Here is a 16,534-nt window from a genome sequence, read left to right as displayed (position 1 = left end):
CTTTCTGGAAAAGGCAGGCCGCGCCGGAGCAAGCGGACGAGCAACGCAGTTGGGCCCGGCGGCGGCCCGCGCAAGGCACACAGAGGAAACAGTCGGTGTGGCTCGGCGGGAGAGACAAAAAAAGTTACCGCAGCAAGGTCTGTACACTTTTGGCAAGGACATAGAAAAAACGTGGACCCAGGAAATCCCCGTGCGGACGCGGTAGAACGCGCCTTCGACACGTGGCGCGAGCGCCGCCGCGCCCTGCAGGCGCACAGCCTGCGTCTGGAAGACGCCTTGCAGCTTCACAAGGAAGGCCGCGGGCCCTTGCCGGCCGCGCTGATCGACGAGGTGCATGCGCTGCGGCTGCACTGCGACCTGCTGCTGGACAAGTACGTGCGAGCCGCCAGGGAGACCGATCCCGCGGCGGCGGCGCAGGCCCCGGACCCTGCCGGCAACACGCCGGTCTTCGGCAAGAGCGGGCGGGGCGCGGCCAGCGTGGTGGCCCACATGCAGGCCCAGGCCATCCAGCGCTCGACGGGGGCTTCGTCCAGCCGGCTGCCCGAGCAGCTGCTGCAGGAGGCGCTCGAGGACCTGGCGGGCGCGCTGGAGTCCGAATGGGTCAAGTGGATGGCGGTGAACAGCCGGTCACCCGGATCCGCGCTGTTCGACGCGGAGCTGACGGCCGAGTACCACCGGGCCATGGTCCGCGTCGAAGCCGCCAAGGACAAGGTCGAGCTCCTGAAGAAGGGCGGCCACGGGATCCCCGTGCGCCCGGGCGCATTGGACCGGCCCCAGGGTCGGCCTTAAGGTCGCAAGCGGTCGGCTTCCGCCCGCACCGCATCGCCGTGCTGGTCCAGCGCCGGGGCGGCGAAGGGCTGGCTGCCGGGCGTGCGGCCGAAGCGCCAGGCGCGCGTGAAGCCGCGGTAGCGGCCCACCACCGGATGCTCGAACGCGCCGACCAGGCCTTCGGCCCGCACCTGCGGGAAATCGAACATGTCCTCGATGGACCGCGCCGCGGCGCAGGGCACTTCCTCGCCGAACAGGGCCTCCCACGCGAGCGCCGTGCGCGCGGCCAGCGCGGCGTGCAGCCGCGGGACGATCTCCTGCTGGTGCCGTGCCCGCTTGCGCACGCTGTCGTAGCGTTCGGTGAGCAGCTCGTGCAGGCCCGTCTTCTCGCACAGCGCCTGCCAGAAGTGCGGCGTGTTGGCGGAGATGTAGAGGTAGCCTTCGCCGGTCGGGTGGATGCCGGTGATGCCGCCCGAGCGCATGTCGCGCCCCACTTCGCGCGGCTCGCCCTCGCTCCACACCATGCGCGCGGACTGCATCGCCAGCGCGGAGCGCAGCAGCGACACGCCGACGTACTGGCCCTCGCCGCTCTTCTCGCGTTCGTACAGGGCGGAGGAAACGCCGCCGGCCACCAGCGCCGCCGCGTAGTAGTCCACCACGGATCCATACAGGATCTCCGGCGGGCCGCCCTGCGGACCCTGCAGGGTGCACATCCCGGTCATCGTCTGCAGCACCTGGTCGAAGCCGGCCTTGTCCTTCAGCGGCCCGGCCTCGCCGTAGCCCGTCACGGCGCAGTAGACCAGGCGCGGGTTGATCGGCCGCAGCTGTTCGTACGCGATGCCCAGCCGCGGCGGCACGCTGGGGCGGAAGTTGTGCACCAGCACGTCGGCGCTGCGCACCAGGGCCAGCAGCCGCTGCAGGTCCTGCGCGTCCTTCAGGTCCAGCACCACGCCGAGCTTGCCGCGGTTGACGCCCAGGAAGGCGCGGCTTTCCGCCTCCAGGGTGGACGGGTACTTGCGCAGGTTGTCGCCGGCGGGCGGCTCGACCTTGATCACCTCGGCGCCCTGGTCCGCCAGCAGCGTGCAGCCGTAGGGGCCGGCGATGTAGGCGCTGAGGTCGAGGACGCGGACGCCGCTGAGCGGTCCTGCTTCGCGTGCGGTCATGGTGGGGACTCCGGGTCGGCTCAGGCGTCGGGCAGCAGGCGCAGGCGGCGGGCGGTGGCGACGATCGCCTGCGCGCGCTGCAGGAAGGGGCGGTCGATCATGCGGCCGTCCACCAGCCAGGCGCCCAGGCCGCGCGCCTGCGCCTCGTCCGCCGCCGCGCTCACCTTCAGGGCGTGCGCGATCTCGGCGTCGGTCGGCCGGAACGCGGCGTTCGCCAGCGGCACCTGGCTCGGGTGGATGCAGGTCTTGCCGGCAAAGCCCAGGCGGCGGGCCAGCTGCGCCTCCGCCAGGTAGCCTTCGGTGTCGCGCACGTCGGCATAGGCGCCGTCGAAGGCCGGGACCCCGGCTTCGCCGGCGGCCAGGCGGACCGCGAGCAGGACATGCTGCACCGCGGCGCGTTCCTGGCGGTCGATGCCGAGCGGCTCGAACAGGTCGCCCAGTCCGACCTGCAGGCCCATGACACGCGGGTCCGCCGAGGCGATGGCCGCCGCCTCGCGCAGGGCGCGCGAGGTCTCGATGTTGAGCAGCAGCCCCACCGGATCGGTGACGCCGTTGGCGCGTTCGGCCCGCGCGATCGCCTCGCTGGCCGCACGCACCTCCTGCGGGCTCTGCGGCTTGGGCAGGTTCAGCACGTGCAGCCCGGGCTGCACGACCGCCGCGAGGTCCGCTTCGAAATGCGGCGTGTCCATCGCGTTGACGCGGACGATGACCTGCCTGCCGCCGGTCGCCGGCCGTGTGCGCAGCCACGCGGCCACGCCCTCGCGTGCCTGCACCTTGCGGGATTCGGGCACGGCGTCCTCGAGGTCGATGGAGACGGCATCGGCCTCGCCGGCCAGGGCCTTGGCGAACAGTTCCGGCCGCGAGCCGGGAACGAAGAGCTTGCTTCTCATGGATGCCGGGTCGTCTGGTGTGGCGGCAAGGATAGCGGTGTTCTCACCGGGCACGACGCGGCCCTGGCGCACCTGCTCGAGCCGCGTGATCCCCAGCAGGGCCATGTTGCGATGGATCTCCTGCTGCAAGGTGGCGATGGCATGCCGCACGCCCGCCTCGCCGGCGACGGCGGCCGCGTAGATGAAAGGGCGGCCGACGAAGACGAAGCCCGCTCCGAGCGCGATGGCCTTGAGGACATCGTTGCCGCGGCGGATGCCGCCGTCCATCATCACCGGGGTGTCGGGCACGGCCTCCACCACCGCGGGCAGCACGCGCAGCGGCGACACCGCGCCGTCGAGCTGGCGGCCGCCATGGTTGGAGACGATGATGCCTTCGGCGCCGCAGTCGCGCGCCAGCCGCGCGTCGTCGGCGTTCATGATCCCCTTGACCACCAGCCGGCCCTTCCACAGCGTGCGGATCAGGCGCAGGTGTTCCCAGCCCAGGTGGTCCCGGGCGCCGAAGTCGCGAACCGCATGGCGGGCGAGGATGGGCGCGCCGCGCGTGGCCTGCGAATTCTCGAAGTGCGGCATGCCATGGCGCAGCAGCGTGCGCAGCGCGGTGCCGACCAGCCAGCGCGGATGCGTCAGGCCCTGCCAGGCGAGCGCCGCGCTCGGGCGCAGCGGGCTGGAGAAACCCACGCGCACATGGTTCTCGCGGTTGCCGGACACGGCGGTGCCGGCCGTGATCACCAGGGTGCCGTACCCGGCACGCGCGACGCGCTCGATCAACGCCTCGATGCGTTGCGGCTCGCCGGGGACGTAGGCCTGGAACCAGGCGTCGCGGTTGGCCTGCCGCACTTCCTCCAGGGCGATCAGGCCGGTGCCGCTGCACAGCATGGGGATGTTGGCCGCCGCCGCCGCCCGCGCCAGCACGATGTCGCCGCGGTAGGCGCTGAGCGCGCACATGCCCATGGGCGCGATGCCGAACGGCGCCGACCAGCTGTGTCCGAGCAGCGACGTCGCCTGCGTGCGCTGCGCCACGCCCTGCAGCACGCGCGTGACGAAGCCGTATTCGCCGAACGCGGCACGGTTGCCGTGCAGGGAGGCGTCGGTCTCGCAGCCGCCGGACACGTAGCCGAAGATCGGCCTGGGCAGCACGCGCCGGGCCGCCGCCTCGAAATCCTCCAGCGACAGGATGCCGCGCAGCCGGTTCGTCACGGCCGGCGCGCTCACTCGGGCTTGATGTCGGCGGCCCCGGCCACCTGCTTCCAGCGGTCGATCTCGGCGGCGATGAACGCCTCGAACTGGGCCGGCTTCATGGGGGCGGGCTCGGCGCCTTCCTTCAGGAAGAACTCCTTCATCTCGCCGGACAGCACGATCTTGCTGATCTCGGCATTCAGCCGGTCCACCACCGGCTGCGGCGTCCCCGCGGGGGCGAGCACGCCCCACCACAGCTCGCTGGCGCTGCCCTTGTAGCCGGACTGCTCCAGCGCCGGCAGCTCGGGCGCCACCGGCGAGCGCGTGGCGGTGGTCACCGCCAGCGCCCGCACGCGGCCGCTGCGCACCTGCGACAGGATGGAGGGCGCGCTCGCCACCAGCACCTGGATCTGGCCGCCGATCAGGTCGTTGGTGGCCGGCCCCATGCCCTTGTACGGCACGTGGGTCATGCGGATGCCGGCCGCGCCGGAGAACAGCTCGGTGGCGAAGTGGTTGATGCTGCCGGCGCCGGAAGTGCCGTAGTTCAGCTTACCGGGGCTGGCCTTGGCGGCGGCCACCAGCTCGGCGATGGTCTTGTAGGGCGAGTCGGCGGGCACGGTGACCAGCAGCGGTCCCTTGGCCAGCAGCGCCACCGGCTTGAAGCTCTTGACCGCGTCGTACTGCAGGTTGGTGCGGATCGCCGCGCCGGTGGTGAAGGTGGACGACAGCACCACCAGGCTGTAGCCGTCCGGCGGCGCCTTGGCCACGAAGGTGTTGGCGAGCACGCCGCCGCCGGCCGGCTTGTTCTCCACCAGCACCGGCTGGCCCAGCGCGTCCTGCAGCCGCTTGCCGATGGCGCGGGCGAAGGTGTCGTTGGATCCTCCGGGCGCGCTGCCCACCACCAGCGTGATGGGCTTGGCCGGCCAGGCCGGCGCCTGGGCCGACGACGCGAAGGGCAGGGCGATGGCGAGCGCCAGCACGGCGCGGCGGGGGAGGTTGTTCATGCCTTGTCTCCTGTGTGTGGTTCCGGGGTGCCTACTCTATGCGGATGTCGGCTTCGCGGATCAGGGCGCTCCACTTCGCATGCTCGGCCCGGATGTGCGCGGCGAACTGCTGCGCAAGCGCGGAAAGTCCTTCTTTTCGGCGGCTGGCTGAGCAGGACAGGTCCGGTTTGATCGAAAAACCTGATCAACTTCCGTCCAGATAACTCGCCTTCCCCTGCTCGGAGCAGCGCTAAATTGGCCGGACTTTCTTTTCCGAGCCTCAGGGCTTTCGATGTACGTCCTCAATCCCCTTCCGCCTGCCGTAGACCCCCAGCTGCTGGAGCTGCTGGTGCAGGCCGAGCCCGCGGTGATCGGCCACTTCCGCTACACGGGCTTCATGAGCCCGGAGATCCGGGCCCATTTCCAGGATCGCCGCGTGGCCGGCACCGCCCTCACCATCCGCATGCCGGGCATGGACGGCGCGATGGTGCACTACGCCGTGGGCCAGGCGCGGCCCGGCGACTTCATCGTGATCGACCGCTGCGGCGACATGTCCATCGCCTCGCTCGGCGGCGCGGTCGCCTATGCGGCGCGCGCCGCGGGAGTCGCGGGCATCGTGGTGGACGGGCTGGTGACCGACCTCGGCGAGCTGCGCCAGTATGGCGTGCCGGTCTGGTCCCGCGGTACCTCCTGCGTCACGGTCAAGACCCTGGGGCTGGGCGGCGAGTTCGGCATCCCCGTCACCTGCGGCGGCGTGGCCGTGAACCCGGGCGACGCCATCCTGGCCGACGAGAACGGCGTGCTGGTGATGCCGCCCTCCGACATCGAGTATTCGGCGCACCGCGCGCTGCAGATGATGAGGGACGAGAAGCACACCCTGGCCCGCATCGACGCCGGCGAGAAGTACCCCGACATCATGGGGACCACGAAGGTGATCCTCGAAACCATCGAGAAGCAGAAACAGGCGGCCAGGACCTGACTGCCGTGCCTTCCCCATCCCTGAACCACTAGGAGACATCCATGATCGATTGCGTGCGTCGCAGCCTCCTCCTGCTCGCGCTCCTCGCCGCCGGGGGCGCGTCCGCCCAGGCCTACCCGACGGGGCCCCTCAAGATCATCGTGCCCTTCCCGGCCGGCGGCAGCGTGGACATGGTGGCGCGCGCTGTCGCCAAGCGCCTCACGGAGTCGCTCGGCCAGCCGGTGGTGGTCGACAACCGTGCCGGCGCGTCCGGCAACATCGGCGCGGAGATCGCCGCCAAGTCGCCGGCCGACGGCCACACGCTGTTCGTCTCGAGCTCGGGCGTGCTGGCGGCCAACATGCACCTGTACAAGAAGACCGGCTTCGATCCCTTCAAGGACTTCGCGCCGGTGATCCGCCTGGTGAACCAGCCCAACATCCTGCTGGTCCATCCCTCGCTGCCGGCCAAGAGCGTGCAGGAACTGGTCGCGCTGGCCAAGGCGCAGCCGAACAAGATCACCATGGGCAACGCCGGCATCGGCACCGGGCAGGACATCGCCGCGCGCCAGTTCGCCACGGCGACGGGCGTCAACGTGCTGCACGTGCCCTACAAGGGCGGCGCCCCGGCTCTGAACGACCTGCTGGGCGGCCAGATCCAGACCATGTTCGAGACCTCGCCGACGGCGTTGCCCTACGCCAGGGAAAAGGACGGCAAACTGCGCGCCTTGGCGATCACCAGCGCCAAGCGGTCGCCCCTGCTCCCCGACCTGCCGACCGTGGCTGAGGCCGGGGTCCCGGGCTACGAATCGATCACCTGGATCGGCCTGGTCGTGCCGGCGGGCACGCCCAAGCCCGCTGTCGACCGCCTCAACGCGGAGCTGAACAAGGGGCTGAAGGCTGACATGGGCAAGCAGTTCGCCGACATCAGTCTCGACCCGATCGGCGGCACGCCGCAGGAGATGGCGGAGATGATCCGCAAGGACTCCGCCGAGTACGGCCGCATCCTCAAGGCCGCCGGCGTCGAACCGCAGTAACCTGGCTACGAGGCCGTGGCGGCTTCCGGCTCCGCGATGCGCGTGAAGAAGCGCACCTTCTCCAGCACCGAGCGCGCGATCTCCACCACCGCCGCCACGCTGCGCCCGCCCGAGTCCTTCAGGTACGAGGCGTAGTAGGGCGCCAGCGGGATGTGCGGCCGGGCCTGCAGGATGCGCAGTTCGCCGGTGGCCAGGTGCTCGCGCACCAAGGGTACCGGCAGGACGGCGATCGCATGGCCGGCGCGCACCAGCTGCAGCATCAGCTGCAGCGAATTGCATGAGTTCACGCCGTCGAACTCCTGGCCGCCGCTTTGCAGCCACTTGCGCACCAGGCTGTTCAGCGTCGACGGCGGCGAGTTGGTGACGATCGGCAGGCCGGTCGCCAGCGAGGGGATGAACTCGCCTTCGGGGATCTGCATCGCGCGCGCGGCCACCCATTGGAATTCCTCCCAGCCGAGCATCTCGTCGATGACATGCGAGGCCGCGCCGGGGTTGGTATGCAGCGCGATGTCCAATTCCCGCTTGCGCAATTTTTCGATCAGCACCGCGCCCACGTCGATGCTGAGTTCCACGATCAGTTTCGGGTGGCGCAGCTTCAACTGGCTCAACACCTCGGTCAGCGCCAGCATCGCCGTGGATTCGTCCGAACCCAGCCGCAGCACGCCCTCCAGCGGCGGCACCGCTCCGCCCAGCCGCGCGAAATCCTGCGCGGCGTTGAGCACGCGCTCTGCATGTGCCAGCGCGTTGCGGCCGGCCGGGGTGAGCTGCACGCGCTGGTTCTTGCGCGAGAACAGCTCCATGTTCAGCGCGCCTTCCAGCTCCTTGACCCGGGAGGACAGGGCGGGCTGGCTGAAGTTCAGGTGGTCCGCCGCGGCGTGGATGCTCCCGAGCTTGGCCGTCCAGTAGAACGCCTCGATCTGGCGGAGGGTGATGCGCATGATCGGCAAATGTTATCAACCCCGCCTCAAATAAATGATTTTGCCCGGGTGGATGCCGGCGATAAATTGCCCGCCATGGCACAACAAGACTTGACCCAGCTGCCCGCGCACCAGCTTTCGCAGCAACTGATGTCCTGCCGGCTCTCGCCCGTCGAGCTCACGGAGGCCTATCTGGCCCGCATCCATGCGCAAGATCCCAAGCTGCATGCCTACGTCGAGGTGTATGCGGACGAAGCCCGGCTGGCGGCGCGCGGCGCCGAGGCGGCGATCCGCTCGGGCCACGCGATCGGCCCGCTGCACGGCATCCCCATCGCGCTGAAGGACCTGGTCGAGCTCGAGGGCAAGATGGTGACGGGCGGCAGCGAGGTGTGGAAGACGAGACGGGCGACGCGTACCGCCACGCTGGCGCAAAAGCTGATAGCGCAAGGCATGATCGTGCTCGGCAAGACCCACACCGTGGAATTCGCGATGGGCGGCTGGGGCACCAACTCGCTGCGCGGCACGCCGTGGAATCCCTGGGACATGGCACGGGCGCGCACGCCGGGCGGCTCCAGCAGCGGATCGGCGGTGGCCGTCGCCGCCGGGCTGGCGCCCTGGGCGGTCGGCACCGACACCGGCGGTTCCGTGCGCATGCCGGCGTCGTGGTGCGGCATCACCGGCCTGAAGACCACGATAGGCCGCGTGAGCACGCATGGCGTGCTGCCCCTGAGCCCGACCCTCGACACGCCCGGCCCGATGGCGCGCTCGGTCGAGGACGCGGCCCTGTTGTACATGGCCATGCAGGGGCCGGACCGGCAGGACCCGCTCACGCTGGGCCTGCCTTTCACCGACCCCATGCCGACCCTCAAGCGCGGCGTGCGCGGGATGCGCCTGGCGCGAATGCCCGAAGTGGAGCGCCAGTTCGCGTCGGCCGACGTGCTCGCCGCGTACGACCGCTCGCTGCAGGACCTGGAACGCCTGGGCGCCGAGATCGTGCCGGTCGACCTGCCTTTCCTGTTCGCCGACGTCGCCGCCTTCAACCTGCGGATCATGGCCGCCGAGAGCTATGCGCTGTACCACGAGCTGATCGACGACGAGAGCGCCCCCCTGGATCCGCACGTGCGGCCGCGCATCGCGGCGGGCCGCAACATCAGCGCGCAGTCTTACATCGAGGCGCTGCAGGTGCGGCAGGAGATGAAGCGCAAGTTCGAGTCGGCGCTCGAGGGCATCGACGCGCTGCTGACGCCGACCACGATGACAACGGCGCTGCCGCTGGAGGAGGTGGACCAGACCAAGGCGCCGGCGCACTTCACCCGCTTCGGCAACTTCCTCGACCTGTGCGGGCTGGCGCTGCCCAACGGCAGCGCGCCCGATGGCCTGCCCACGTCACTGCAGGTCGTGTGCCGCGCCTACGACGAGGCGACGGCGCTGCGCATAGGCTGGGCCTACCAGGACGCCACCGACTGGCATCTTCGCCGGCCGCGGTAGGCTTTACACGCTCCTGCTACCGGGCCGGCCCGACCACCACCTCCGCCCCGGCCGGCAGGCGCGCCTGGTGCAGGTTGGACACCACGACCTTCAGCAGCCGCTCGGCATTGGACGAGAGCGAGCGCAGGCGCCGGGTGATCAGGCAGATCTCGCGCGACAGCGGCGGGTCCACCAGTTCGCGAAAGACCAGTTCCGGGAACTCCGTTTCGCGGAACGCCATCGCCGGCACGACGGAGTACCGCGAGCCGGCGCCCAGCAGGGTGAACAGCGAGGTGGTGCTGCTCACCTCGTCGTGCGCCTGGCGCAGCACCGGCCAGTGCGCCGCGTGCCGCCGCAGGAAGTGGCCGATGCCGGTGTCCGCGCTGAAGGACACGTAGCCCGCCGCGGGGAGGTCCGCCCAGCGCAGCGGCGCCTGCAGCGCGGCCACCGGCAGGTCCCTGCGGCAGACCACGCCGTAGCGGTCGTTCACCAGCGGCACGTACTGCAGGCTCTCGGAAGGCTGGTAGCTGCTCTCGATGCCGAAGTCCACCTCGCCTTCGATCACCAGGCGTTCCACCTCCCTCGCAGCCGCGTCGCGCAAGGTGATGCTGATGTCGGGATAGCCGAGGCGGAACTCCTCCAGCGAGCGCGCGAGGAAGTGCCGGATCACGGAGGCGGCCGCGGCGATGCGGATCTGGCCGCTGCGCCCGCTGGACAGCGCCATCAGGTCGCCCACGGCGTTGTCGAAGCTGTGCAGCACGCGCAAGGCCTCGGGCAGGAACTGTTCGGCCTGGCGCGTCAGGCTGACGCGGCGCGTGGACCGGTCGAACATCCTCTGGCCGACCGCCTCCTCGAACTGCTGGATCACCGCCGTCAGCGCCGACTGGGTGACGCACAGGCGGGCCGCCGCCAGCGTGAACGAGCCCGTCTCGGCCACCGCCGCAAACGAGCGCAGATGCTTGAGGGTCACTCGATCGGTCATGCGCCCCGGTCCCGGCCACGGGCAGTTATCGCGGAACGCGAATAATAGGTCGGAATTTCTGGTTTGTAGAGAGATAGAAGGCCTCGCAGAATCGTCGCGGCTCGTGGCACCCGCCCGAACGCTCCCCACCCGAACGAGGCCCCACCGTGAAAACCCTCCTGCGCAACGCCCTCGCGGCGTTCGGTGTCTTCGCCAGCATGCTCCCGGCGTCGGCCGCGGCCCCGAACGGCGAAGCCGATGCCTACCCGAACAAGCCCGTGCGCATCATCGTGCCCTTCGCGGCCGGGGGTTCCACCGACGTGGTGGCCCGCCTGCTGGCGGACAAGCTGGCGGTGGAGCTGAAGCAGCCCTTCGTGGTCGACAACCGGGGCGGCGCCGGCGGCAACATCGGCGCCGATGCCGTGGCCAAGGCACCGGCCGACGGCTACACGCTGCTCATGGGCACGACCGGCGTGCTGGCCATCAACGGCCACCTCTACAAGAACATGAGCTACGACGCGGCCAGGGACTTCGCGCCGGTGAGCTACACCTCGCTGATCACCAACATCCTGGTGGTGCCGCCCACGGTGCCGGCCCGCAGCGTCGCGGAGCTGGTCGCCCTGGCCAAGGGCAAGCCCGGCACGCTCAGCTTCGCCTCCTCGGGCGCGGGCAGTTCCACCCACCTCTCGGCCGAGCTGTTCAAGGCCATGGCGGGCGTGGACATCATGCACGTGCCGTACAAGGGCAGCTCGCAGGCGCTCACGGACGTCATGGCCGGCCAGGTCACCATGCTGTTCGACAACGCGCCGTCGTCCATGGGCTTCGTGCAGCAGGGCAAGCTGCGCGCGCTCGCGGTCACCAGCACCAAGCGCCTGCCGTCGCTGCCCGACGTGCCCACGCTGGACGAGGCCGGCATCAAGGGCTACGAGTCCCTGTCCTGGAGCGGCATCGTCGCGCCGGCCGCCACCCCGCCGGTCATCGTCGCCAAGCTCAACGGCGCGATCGACCGGGTGCTGAAGATGGACGAGGTGCGCCAGAAGTTCGCGGCCATGGGCGTCGAACCCGTGGGCGGCCCGCCGGAAGCGTTCACGCGGCACATGCGCGCGGAGAACGAGAAGTGGGGCAAGCTCATCAAGACGGCCGGCATCGCGCTGAACTGAGCCGGCGCGCCGACTCCCTCATGACAAGCCGTCCCGCAACGATGGCGGAGAAGCTGCTGTCGCGTGCCGCCGGCCGGCCGGTGCGCGCTGGCGAGGTGGTGGTGTGCGAGGTCGACGCGGCCATGGGCACGGACGGCTCGGTCCCGATGGCGCTGGACTACCTGCGCCAGATCTCGGACGGCCCCTTGCCGGCCCCGGCCCGCCGGGAGAAGCTGTTCTTCGCCATGGACCACTATGGCGGCCTGTCGGGCGAGCGCGCCCTGGCCTTGCAGCAGACCGCGCGCGGCTACGCCCGCCTGCACGGCATCGCGCTGTTCGAGGTGGGCGAGGGCATCGGCCACCAGCTGATGATCGAGCGCGGGCACGTCCTGCCCGGCCGGCTCGTCGTGGCGGCGGATTCCCATGCGGTCTCGTACGGCGCCCTCAATGCCTTCGGCACCGGCATCGGCTCGTCCGATTTCGCCGGCGTGCTGGCCTGCGGCCAGGTCTGGCTGAAGGTGCCCGCGTCCCTGCGCGTCGAGCTGACCGGGCAGCTGCGCGCCGGCGTTTCGGCCAAGGACGTCGCGCTCACGCTCGCACGGCGGCTCGGCGCCGACGGGGCGGGCTATCTCGCGCTGGAGTTCGGCGGTCCCGGACTGGCGCACCTGGACATGGACGACCGCATCCTCCTGGCCAACATGTCGGTGGAGATGGGCGCCAAGGCGGGGCTGTTCCCCTTCGACGCCTGCACCCGGGCCTTCCTCGCGCAGCGCACGGCGGACGATTTCCAGCCGGTGGCGGCGGACGAGGGCGCCGGCTACAGCGGCACCCTGGCGCTGGACCTGGGCGACGTGGTGCCCCAGGTCGCGCTGCCGCACCGGGTGGACAACGTGCAGGACTTGGCTGGCACCGCCGAAGTCCCCGTCGACCTGGTCTACCTGGGCACCTGCACCGGCGGGCGGGCCAAGGACTACCGCGAGGCGCTGGACGTGCTGCGCGCCGGCGGCGGCGTCGCGCCCGGCGTGACGCTGGTGGTGACGCCGGCGTCCGAGAGCATCCGGGCCGAGCTGGAACAGCAGGGACTGCTGGAGGAGTTCCGCGCCTTCGGCGCCACCGTGCAGGCGCCCGGCTGCGGCGCCTGTTGCGGCACCTGCGGCAGCGCACCCGCCGGCGGCGTGCGGGTGGTCTCCACCGCCAACCGCAACTTCAAGGGCCGCATGGGCAACGCGCAGGCGGAGATCTTCCTGGCCTCGCCGCGGTCGTGCGCGCAGGCGGCGGTGCGCGGGACGCTGGGTGCGGGGGAGGCGGCATGAACCCGGGCCGCGCCCGCGTGCTCGGCGACGACGTCAACACCGACTACATCATCTCCTCGCGCCGCAAGAAGGACAGCCTGGACCCGCAGGTCCTGCGCCACTATCTGCTGGAGGATCTGGCGCCCGCGTTCGCCGCCAGCGTGCAGCCGGGGGACATCCTGGTGGCGGGCCGCAATTTCGGCTGCGGCTCCGCGATGGAGGTCGCGGTCACGGTGGTTCGCGGCGCGGGCATCCAGGCCGTGGTCGCCCGCAGCTTCGCCCGCACCTACTGGCGCAACGCGGTCAACAACGGCCTGCTCGCGCTGACCGCCGACACCCATGGGATCGCCGAAGGCGCCCGGCTCGACATCGAGGTGGACGGGCAGGGCGCCAGGATCCGGGTGGACGGCGGCCGCATCATCGAAGCCGAGCCCCTGCCCGAGTTCGTTCTGGCCATGCGCGAGGCCGGGGGGCTGCTGCCCTACCTGCGCGCGCATGGCCGCCTCATGTGACTGGAGAACCATGACCCGCATCGCCGCCCGACTCAACCGGATCAAACCCTCGCCCAGCTCGATGGCGGGCCAGCGCGCGCGCGAGCTGCGGGCGCAGGGCCGCGACATCGTGGGCCTGACCGCCGGCGAGCCGGACTTCGACACGCCGCCCAACGTGTGCGAGGCCGCCGCGCGGGCCATGGCCTCCTCCAGGACCAAGTACACCGACGTCGGCGGCACGCCCGAGCTCAAGGAAGCCATCGCAGGGAAGTTCCGGCGCGACAACGGCCTGGCCTACCGGCCGCAGGAGATCGTCGCCGGCACCGGGGGCAAGCAGATCGTCTTCAATGCGCTCATGTGCACGGTGGAGGCCGGCGACGAAGTGATCGTGCCCACGCCGTACTGGGTGTCCTACCCGGACATCGTGCTGCTGGCCGACGGCAAGCCGGTGTTCGTGGACTGCCCGCCCGGCAACGGCTTCAAGCTGCGGCCCGAGGACCTGGAGGCGGCCATCACGCCGCGCACCAAGTGGCTGGTGCTCAATGCCCCCAACAATCCCAGCGGCGCCACCTACACGCTCGAGGAGCTGCAGGGCCTGGCGAAGGTGCTGCTGCGGCACCCCCACGTCTGGGTGCTCACCGACGACATCTACGAGCACGTGCTGTACGACGGCCGGCGCTTCGCCACCATAGCGCAGGCCGAGCCGGCGCTGAAGGAGCGCACGCTCACCGTCAACGGCGTCTCCAAGTCCTACGCCATGACCGGCTGGCGGCTGGGGTACGGCGCCGGCCCGGCCGAGCTGATCAAGGCGATGGTGAAGCTGCAGTCGCAAAGCACGAGCAACCCCTCGTCCATCACCCAGGCGGCCACCGTCGAGGCCCTCACCGGCCCGCAGGGCTTCATGGAGGAGCGCAAGCGCATCTTCCAGCAGCGGCGCGACTTCATGGTGGAGGCGCTGAACCGGCTGCCTGGCATCGAATGCCACGCGCCGGAGGGTGCCTTCTACCTGTTCCCCTCGTGCCGCCAGCTGATCGGGCGCCGCACGCCTGCCGGGCAGGCGCTGCGCAGCGACGAGGATTTCGTGCTGCACCTGCTGGACGCGCACAACCTCGCCGTGCTGCAGGGCGGCGCCTATGGCGTGTCGCCGTTCTTCCGCATCTCGTTCGCGGCCTCCCAGGCGAAGCTGGAGGAAGGACTGGCCCGGCTGCGCTCGGCCTGCCTGGCGCTTGCAGAGGCCCCGGCAACCTGATGGTGCACAGGGCGTAGAACGACCCGGCGCTCAGGGCGAAGGCCTGAGGATCGGGGCCGGGCTGGCTGCCGCCAGCGCCACACCGCCATGGAGCCGCCCGGTGACAGACTCGCGCACGTTGGCAGGCGCGCTCTCCAGGAGAGCCGGCCATGCCGCCTGTGCCTTCCTTACCGTGTCCCGGCACATGCGCATCAGGTGTGCGGGTCGGGAGAGTCCGGCGCTGTGGATCAGCGTTTCCAGGTCGTTCCAGGTGAAGGCGCGAAGCGTCCTGTCGATGGTGCGATTGACCCCGTAGGTCCTTTCGTCCTCGCCGGCGAAAAAGGCGCTGACGCAGACCGGGTCATAGAGCGGCGCGAGCTGCGGCTCATGCCCGTCCGGGTACATGAGCGACCAGTTCTTCAGGTGCGCGTCGGTGTTGCCTATCAGGATGAAGGCCACGAAGCGCGCCAGGAACTCGCGCACGTCCCGTGCCGGACGCGTGGAGAGCGCGTTCAGGGTGGCCAGCATCCTCGTGTAGTCCTGCGCGATGCCCTTGCCGTACTTGTGGCGGGGCGGATACCCCAGCACCTGGGCGAACTCCTCCATGTGCACGCGACGGCCGTCCTTGCGGTCGAACCGCTTGACCGCGAGGATCTGGTCGAAGGGCACCTGCTCGGGCAGTTCGGCATCCGCCTTGCCGATGACCTTTGCCTCGGCGCAGTCGAGCCCGAGCGCCGCGCACAGCTGGTAGCCGGCGAATTCGTTGGCGACCAGGTCGGGGTGCCGGATGGACGGCAGCTTCAGGATGTAGTGGCCGGCTTCCCCATGCCGCTTGACCACGTAGCGCCGCCCCTCCTGGATCGCGGAAAACTTGGTCACCACCCCGGGCAAGGCCGCGGCGTCTTCCACCGGCTCCTCCACGAACCCCGGCTCCAGGACGTCCAGCCCCAGCGAGGTGTGCCAGTGGCGGACCACCTGCGGTATGTCCTCGCCTCGCGCCGTGGGCTCGGCTTCCACCGCGCCCATCAGGTCATGGCCGGCGGCCGCCAGCAGCTCGAACTCGTCGTCGGGTGAGCAGCCCCGTTCCTTCGCGAGGCGGTCGCGGTTGTGGGCTTCGGGCAGCAGGTTCTGGAAGAAATGCGGCCAGCGTCCGTCGTTGCGGACCAGGCGTTCGTCGCGCCCGGCGCGCAGGATCTTCTGCGTGGCCGCCTCGTCCTCGCCGCGGTAGTTCAGCGAGAGGGTGAGCCGGTTCGTGTCGGCGATGTAGGCCTCGTCGAAGGAGACGCGCAGGATGTCGCCGTACTGGGACAGGTAGCCGATGCCTTGCTTGCCGCCGTCGGGCGCATGCAGGGACAGCCTGAGGTAACGGATCGAGGTGCTCACCAGGCGGGGGTGTCACCCCCGGCGGGGCGCACGGACCGGGAGCAGGTCGACGATGGACTTGGGCGCGCCCACGCCCGGGGGCTGGGCGACCAGCTTGCCTCCCGAGCGCACGAAGTTCTCCACCTCGGGACGAAGCGCCTTGGGAACCAGGATGATCTCCATGCCCAGGGCCCGGGCCAGCTCTTCAACGGTCGAGAGCCGGGGGTCCAGCCCTGCTTCGACCCTGCCCACGGTCATCCGATTCACGCCGGAACGCTCGGCCAGCTCAGCCTGCGTGAGCTGGGCTGCCTTTCGGGTGCTCTCCAGCTGTTGAACAATGCTCGTTGAATGTAGCATTTGGCCTCCGATGCAGCACAGAATATCGCGTACTCTGAAGAGAGTCAAAGAAATGCTAAATGGATTCAGCTTTCATGCTGGAATGCCATTTAAATTATCTCAGCCGTTTGCTGCTTCCTTGTTCGCGCGCTTGCCGGTCTAAATTCGCGAGAACCAATCGCTTCTGGTTGTCTGACGTGCCTAGCACACCCGAGCCGGGCGCCTGTCCACGTCCACCGTGGAGAAGCTTGGGGACAAGCTTGTGGAGTCCGGCCAGAAACGGCGCCACTGCTGGCTTTGCGGGGCGTGCTGCTTTGTTGAGCAGCTGCTTGCGGAAGATGGAGGTCGTGCCTGCCGCGTCGCGTGACC

Annotated in this window: 15 protein-coding genes and 1 pseudogene; 8 read left to right on the top strand and 8 right to left on the bottom strand. The window is 70.1% G+C overall.

The window, feature by feature from the left end:
• Positions 1 to 171: 171 nt before the first annotated feature.
• On the top strand, positions 172 to 789 hold the full coding sequence (locus tag RTA_RS15050) for a hypothetical protein (RefSeq protein WP_013902275.1): 618 nt from the start codon (positions 172 to 174) through the stop codon (positions 787 to 789).
• Here RTA_RS15050 and RTA_RS15045 read toward each other — a convergent pair.
• The 4 genes and pseudogenes from RTA_RS15045 to RTA_RS21280 form a co-directional block, all read right to left on the bottom strand.
• Entirely contained in the window at positions 786 to 1,931 is a 1,146-nt protein-coding gene (locus tag RTA_RS15045; protein ID WP_013902274.1) for a CaiB/BaiF CoA transferase family protein, read from the bottom strand. The two genes, RTA_RS15050 and RTA_RS15045, sit on opposite strands and share 4 nt — an antisense overlap.
• A 20-nt stretch (positions 1,932 to 1,951) precedes the next feature.
• On the bottom strand, positions 1,952 to 2,821 hold the full coding sequence (locus RTA_RS21290) for an HpcH/HpaI aldolase/citrate lyase family protein (protein WP_226986175.1): 870 nt from the start codon (positions 2,819 to 2,821) through the stop codon (positions 1,952 to 1,954).
• Positions 2,822 to 2,872: 51 nt separating this feature from the next.
• A pseudogene (locus RTA_RS21285) lies at positions 2,873 to 4,033 on the bottom strand (alpha-hydroxy acid oxidase); the annotation flags it as partial.
• Positions 4,030 to 5,001: a Bug family tripartite tricarboxylate transporter substrate binding protein gene (locus RTA_RS21280; protein ID WP_013902272.1), complete on the bottom strand. Its 972-nt coding sequence runs from the start codon at positions 4,999 to 5,001 to the stop codon at positions 4,030 to 4,032. The gene RTA_RS21280 and the pseudogene RTA_RS21285, both read right to left, overlap by 4 nt.
• Positions 5,002 to 5,272: 271 nt before the next feature.
• Between RTA_RS21280 and RTA_RS15030 the strand changes: the two genes are divergently transcribed.
• Together RTA_RS15030 and RTA_RS15025 are read left to right on the top strand one after the other, a co-directional pair.
• A complete protein-coding gene (locus tag RTA_RS15030) occupies positions 5,273 to 5,959 on the top strand; it encodes an RraA family protein (RefSeq protein WP_013902271.1) in 687 nt (228 codons plus the stop codon).
• A 41-nt stretch (positions 5,960 to 6,000) separates the two neighbouring features.
• Positions 6,001 to 6,972 carry a Bug family tripartite tricarboxylate transporter substrate binding protein gene (locus RTA_RS15025; RefSeq protein WP_013902270.1) on the top strand — a complete coding sequence of 324 codons (972 nt, stop codon included), beginning with the start codon at positions 6,001 to 6,003 and terminating at the stop codon, positions 6,970 to 6,972.
• A gap of 5 nt (positions 6,973 to 6,977) precedes the next feature.
• Here RTA_RS15025 and RTA_RS15020 read toward each other — a convergent pair whose 3' ends face one another.
• The gene (locus RTA_RS15020) at positions 6,978 to 7,910 is read right to left on the bottom strand and encodes a LysR family transcriptional regulator (protein ID WP_041676474.1); all 933 of its coding nucleotides are present in this window, start codon (positions 7,908 to 7,910) and stop codon (positions 6,978 to 6,980) included.
• Positions 7,911 to 7,985: 75 nt separating this feature from the next.
• Between RTA_RS15020 and RTA_RS15015 the strand changes: the two genes are divergently transcribed.
• Positions 7,986 to 9,377: an amidase gene (locus RTA_RS15015; RefSeq protein ID WP_041675631.1), complete on the top strand. Its 1,392-nt coding sequence runs from the start codon at positions 7,986 to 7,988 to the stop codon at positions 9,375 to 9,377.
• A 16-nt stretch (positions 9,378 to 9,393) separates the two neighbouring features.
• On the opposite strand, the gene RTA_RS15010 is transcribed toward RTA_RS15015, so the two are convergent.
• Complete coding sequence (locus RTA_RS15010; protein WP_013902267.1) at positions 9,394 to 10,338, bottom strand: LysR family transcriptional regulator; 945 nt, start codon at positions 10,336 to 10,338, stop codon at positions 9,394 to 9,396.
• A gap of 146 nt (positions 10,339 to 10,484) precedes the next feature.
• Between RTA_RS15010 and RTA_RS15005 the strand changes: the two genes are divergently transcribed.
• Genes RTA_RS15005 through RTA_RS14990 form a run of 4 tightly spaced genes read left to right on the top strand, consistent with a single transcriptional unit; the run spans position 10,485 to position 14,488 of the window.
• Positions 10,485 to 11,477: a Bug family tripartite tricarboxylate transporter substrate binding protein gene (locus tag RTA_RS15005; RefSeq protein WP_013902266.1), complete on the top strand. Its 993-nt coding sequence runs from the start codon at positions 10,485 to 10,487 to the stop codon at positions 11,475 to 11,477.
• A 20-nt stretch (positions 11,478 to 11,497) separates the two neighbouring features.
• Complete coding sequence (locus RTA_RS15000) at positions 11,498 to 12,769, top strand: 3-isopropylmalate dehydratase large subunit (protein ID WP_041676473.1); 1,272 nt, start codon at positions 11,498 to 11,500, stop codon at positions 12,767 to 12,769.
• Positions 12,766 to 13,260, top strand: coding sequence for a LeuD/DmdB family oxidoreductase small subunit (locus RTA_RS14995; RefSeq protein ID WP_013902264.1), 495 nt, complete (start codon positions 12,766 to 12,768; stop codon positions 13,258 to 13,260). Before RTA_RS15000 ends, RTA_RS14995 begins: the two co-directional genes overlap by 4 nt.
• Before the next feature lie 10 nt (positions 13,261 to 13,270).
• On the top strand, positions 13,271 to 14,488 hold the full coding sequence (locus RTA_RS14990; protein ID WP_013902263.1) for a pyridoxal phosphate-dependent aminotransferase: 1,218 nt from the start codon (positions 13,271 to 13,273) through the stop codon (positions 14,486 to 14,488).
• A gap of 30 nt (positions 14,489 to 14,518) precedes the next feature.
• Here RTA_RS14990 and RTA_RS14985 read toward each other — a convergent pair whose 3' ends face one another.
• Positions 14,519 to 15,850 carry a type II toxin-antitoxin system HipA family toxin gene (locus RTA_RS14985; RefSeq protein WP_013902262.1) on the bottom strand — a complete coding sequence of 444 codons (1,332 nt, stop codon included), beginning with the start codon at positions 15,848 to 15,850 and terminating at the stop codon, positions 14,519 to 14,521.
• Positions 15,851 to 15,862: 12 nt separating this feature from the next.
• Positions 15,863 to 16,186: a helix-turn-helix transcriptional regulator gene (locus RTA_RS14980; RefSeq protein WP_013902261.1), complete on the bottom strand. Its 324-nt coding sequence runs from the start codon at positions 16,184 to 16,186 to the stop codon at positions 15,863 to 15,865.
• Between the last annotated feature and the right edge of the window lie 348 nt (positions 16,187 to 16,534).

It is taken from the genome of Ramlibacter tataouinensis TTB310 (assembly GCF_000215705.1).
Lineage (GTDB): Bacteria > Pseudomonadota > Gammaproteobacteria > Burkholderiales > Burkholderiaceae_C > Ramlibacter > Ramlibacter tataouinensis.
The sequence above is the reverse complement of the archived record's forward strand: the minus strand, read 5'-3'. Positions and strand labels throughout refer to the sequence as shown.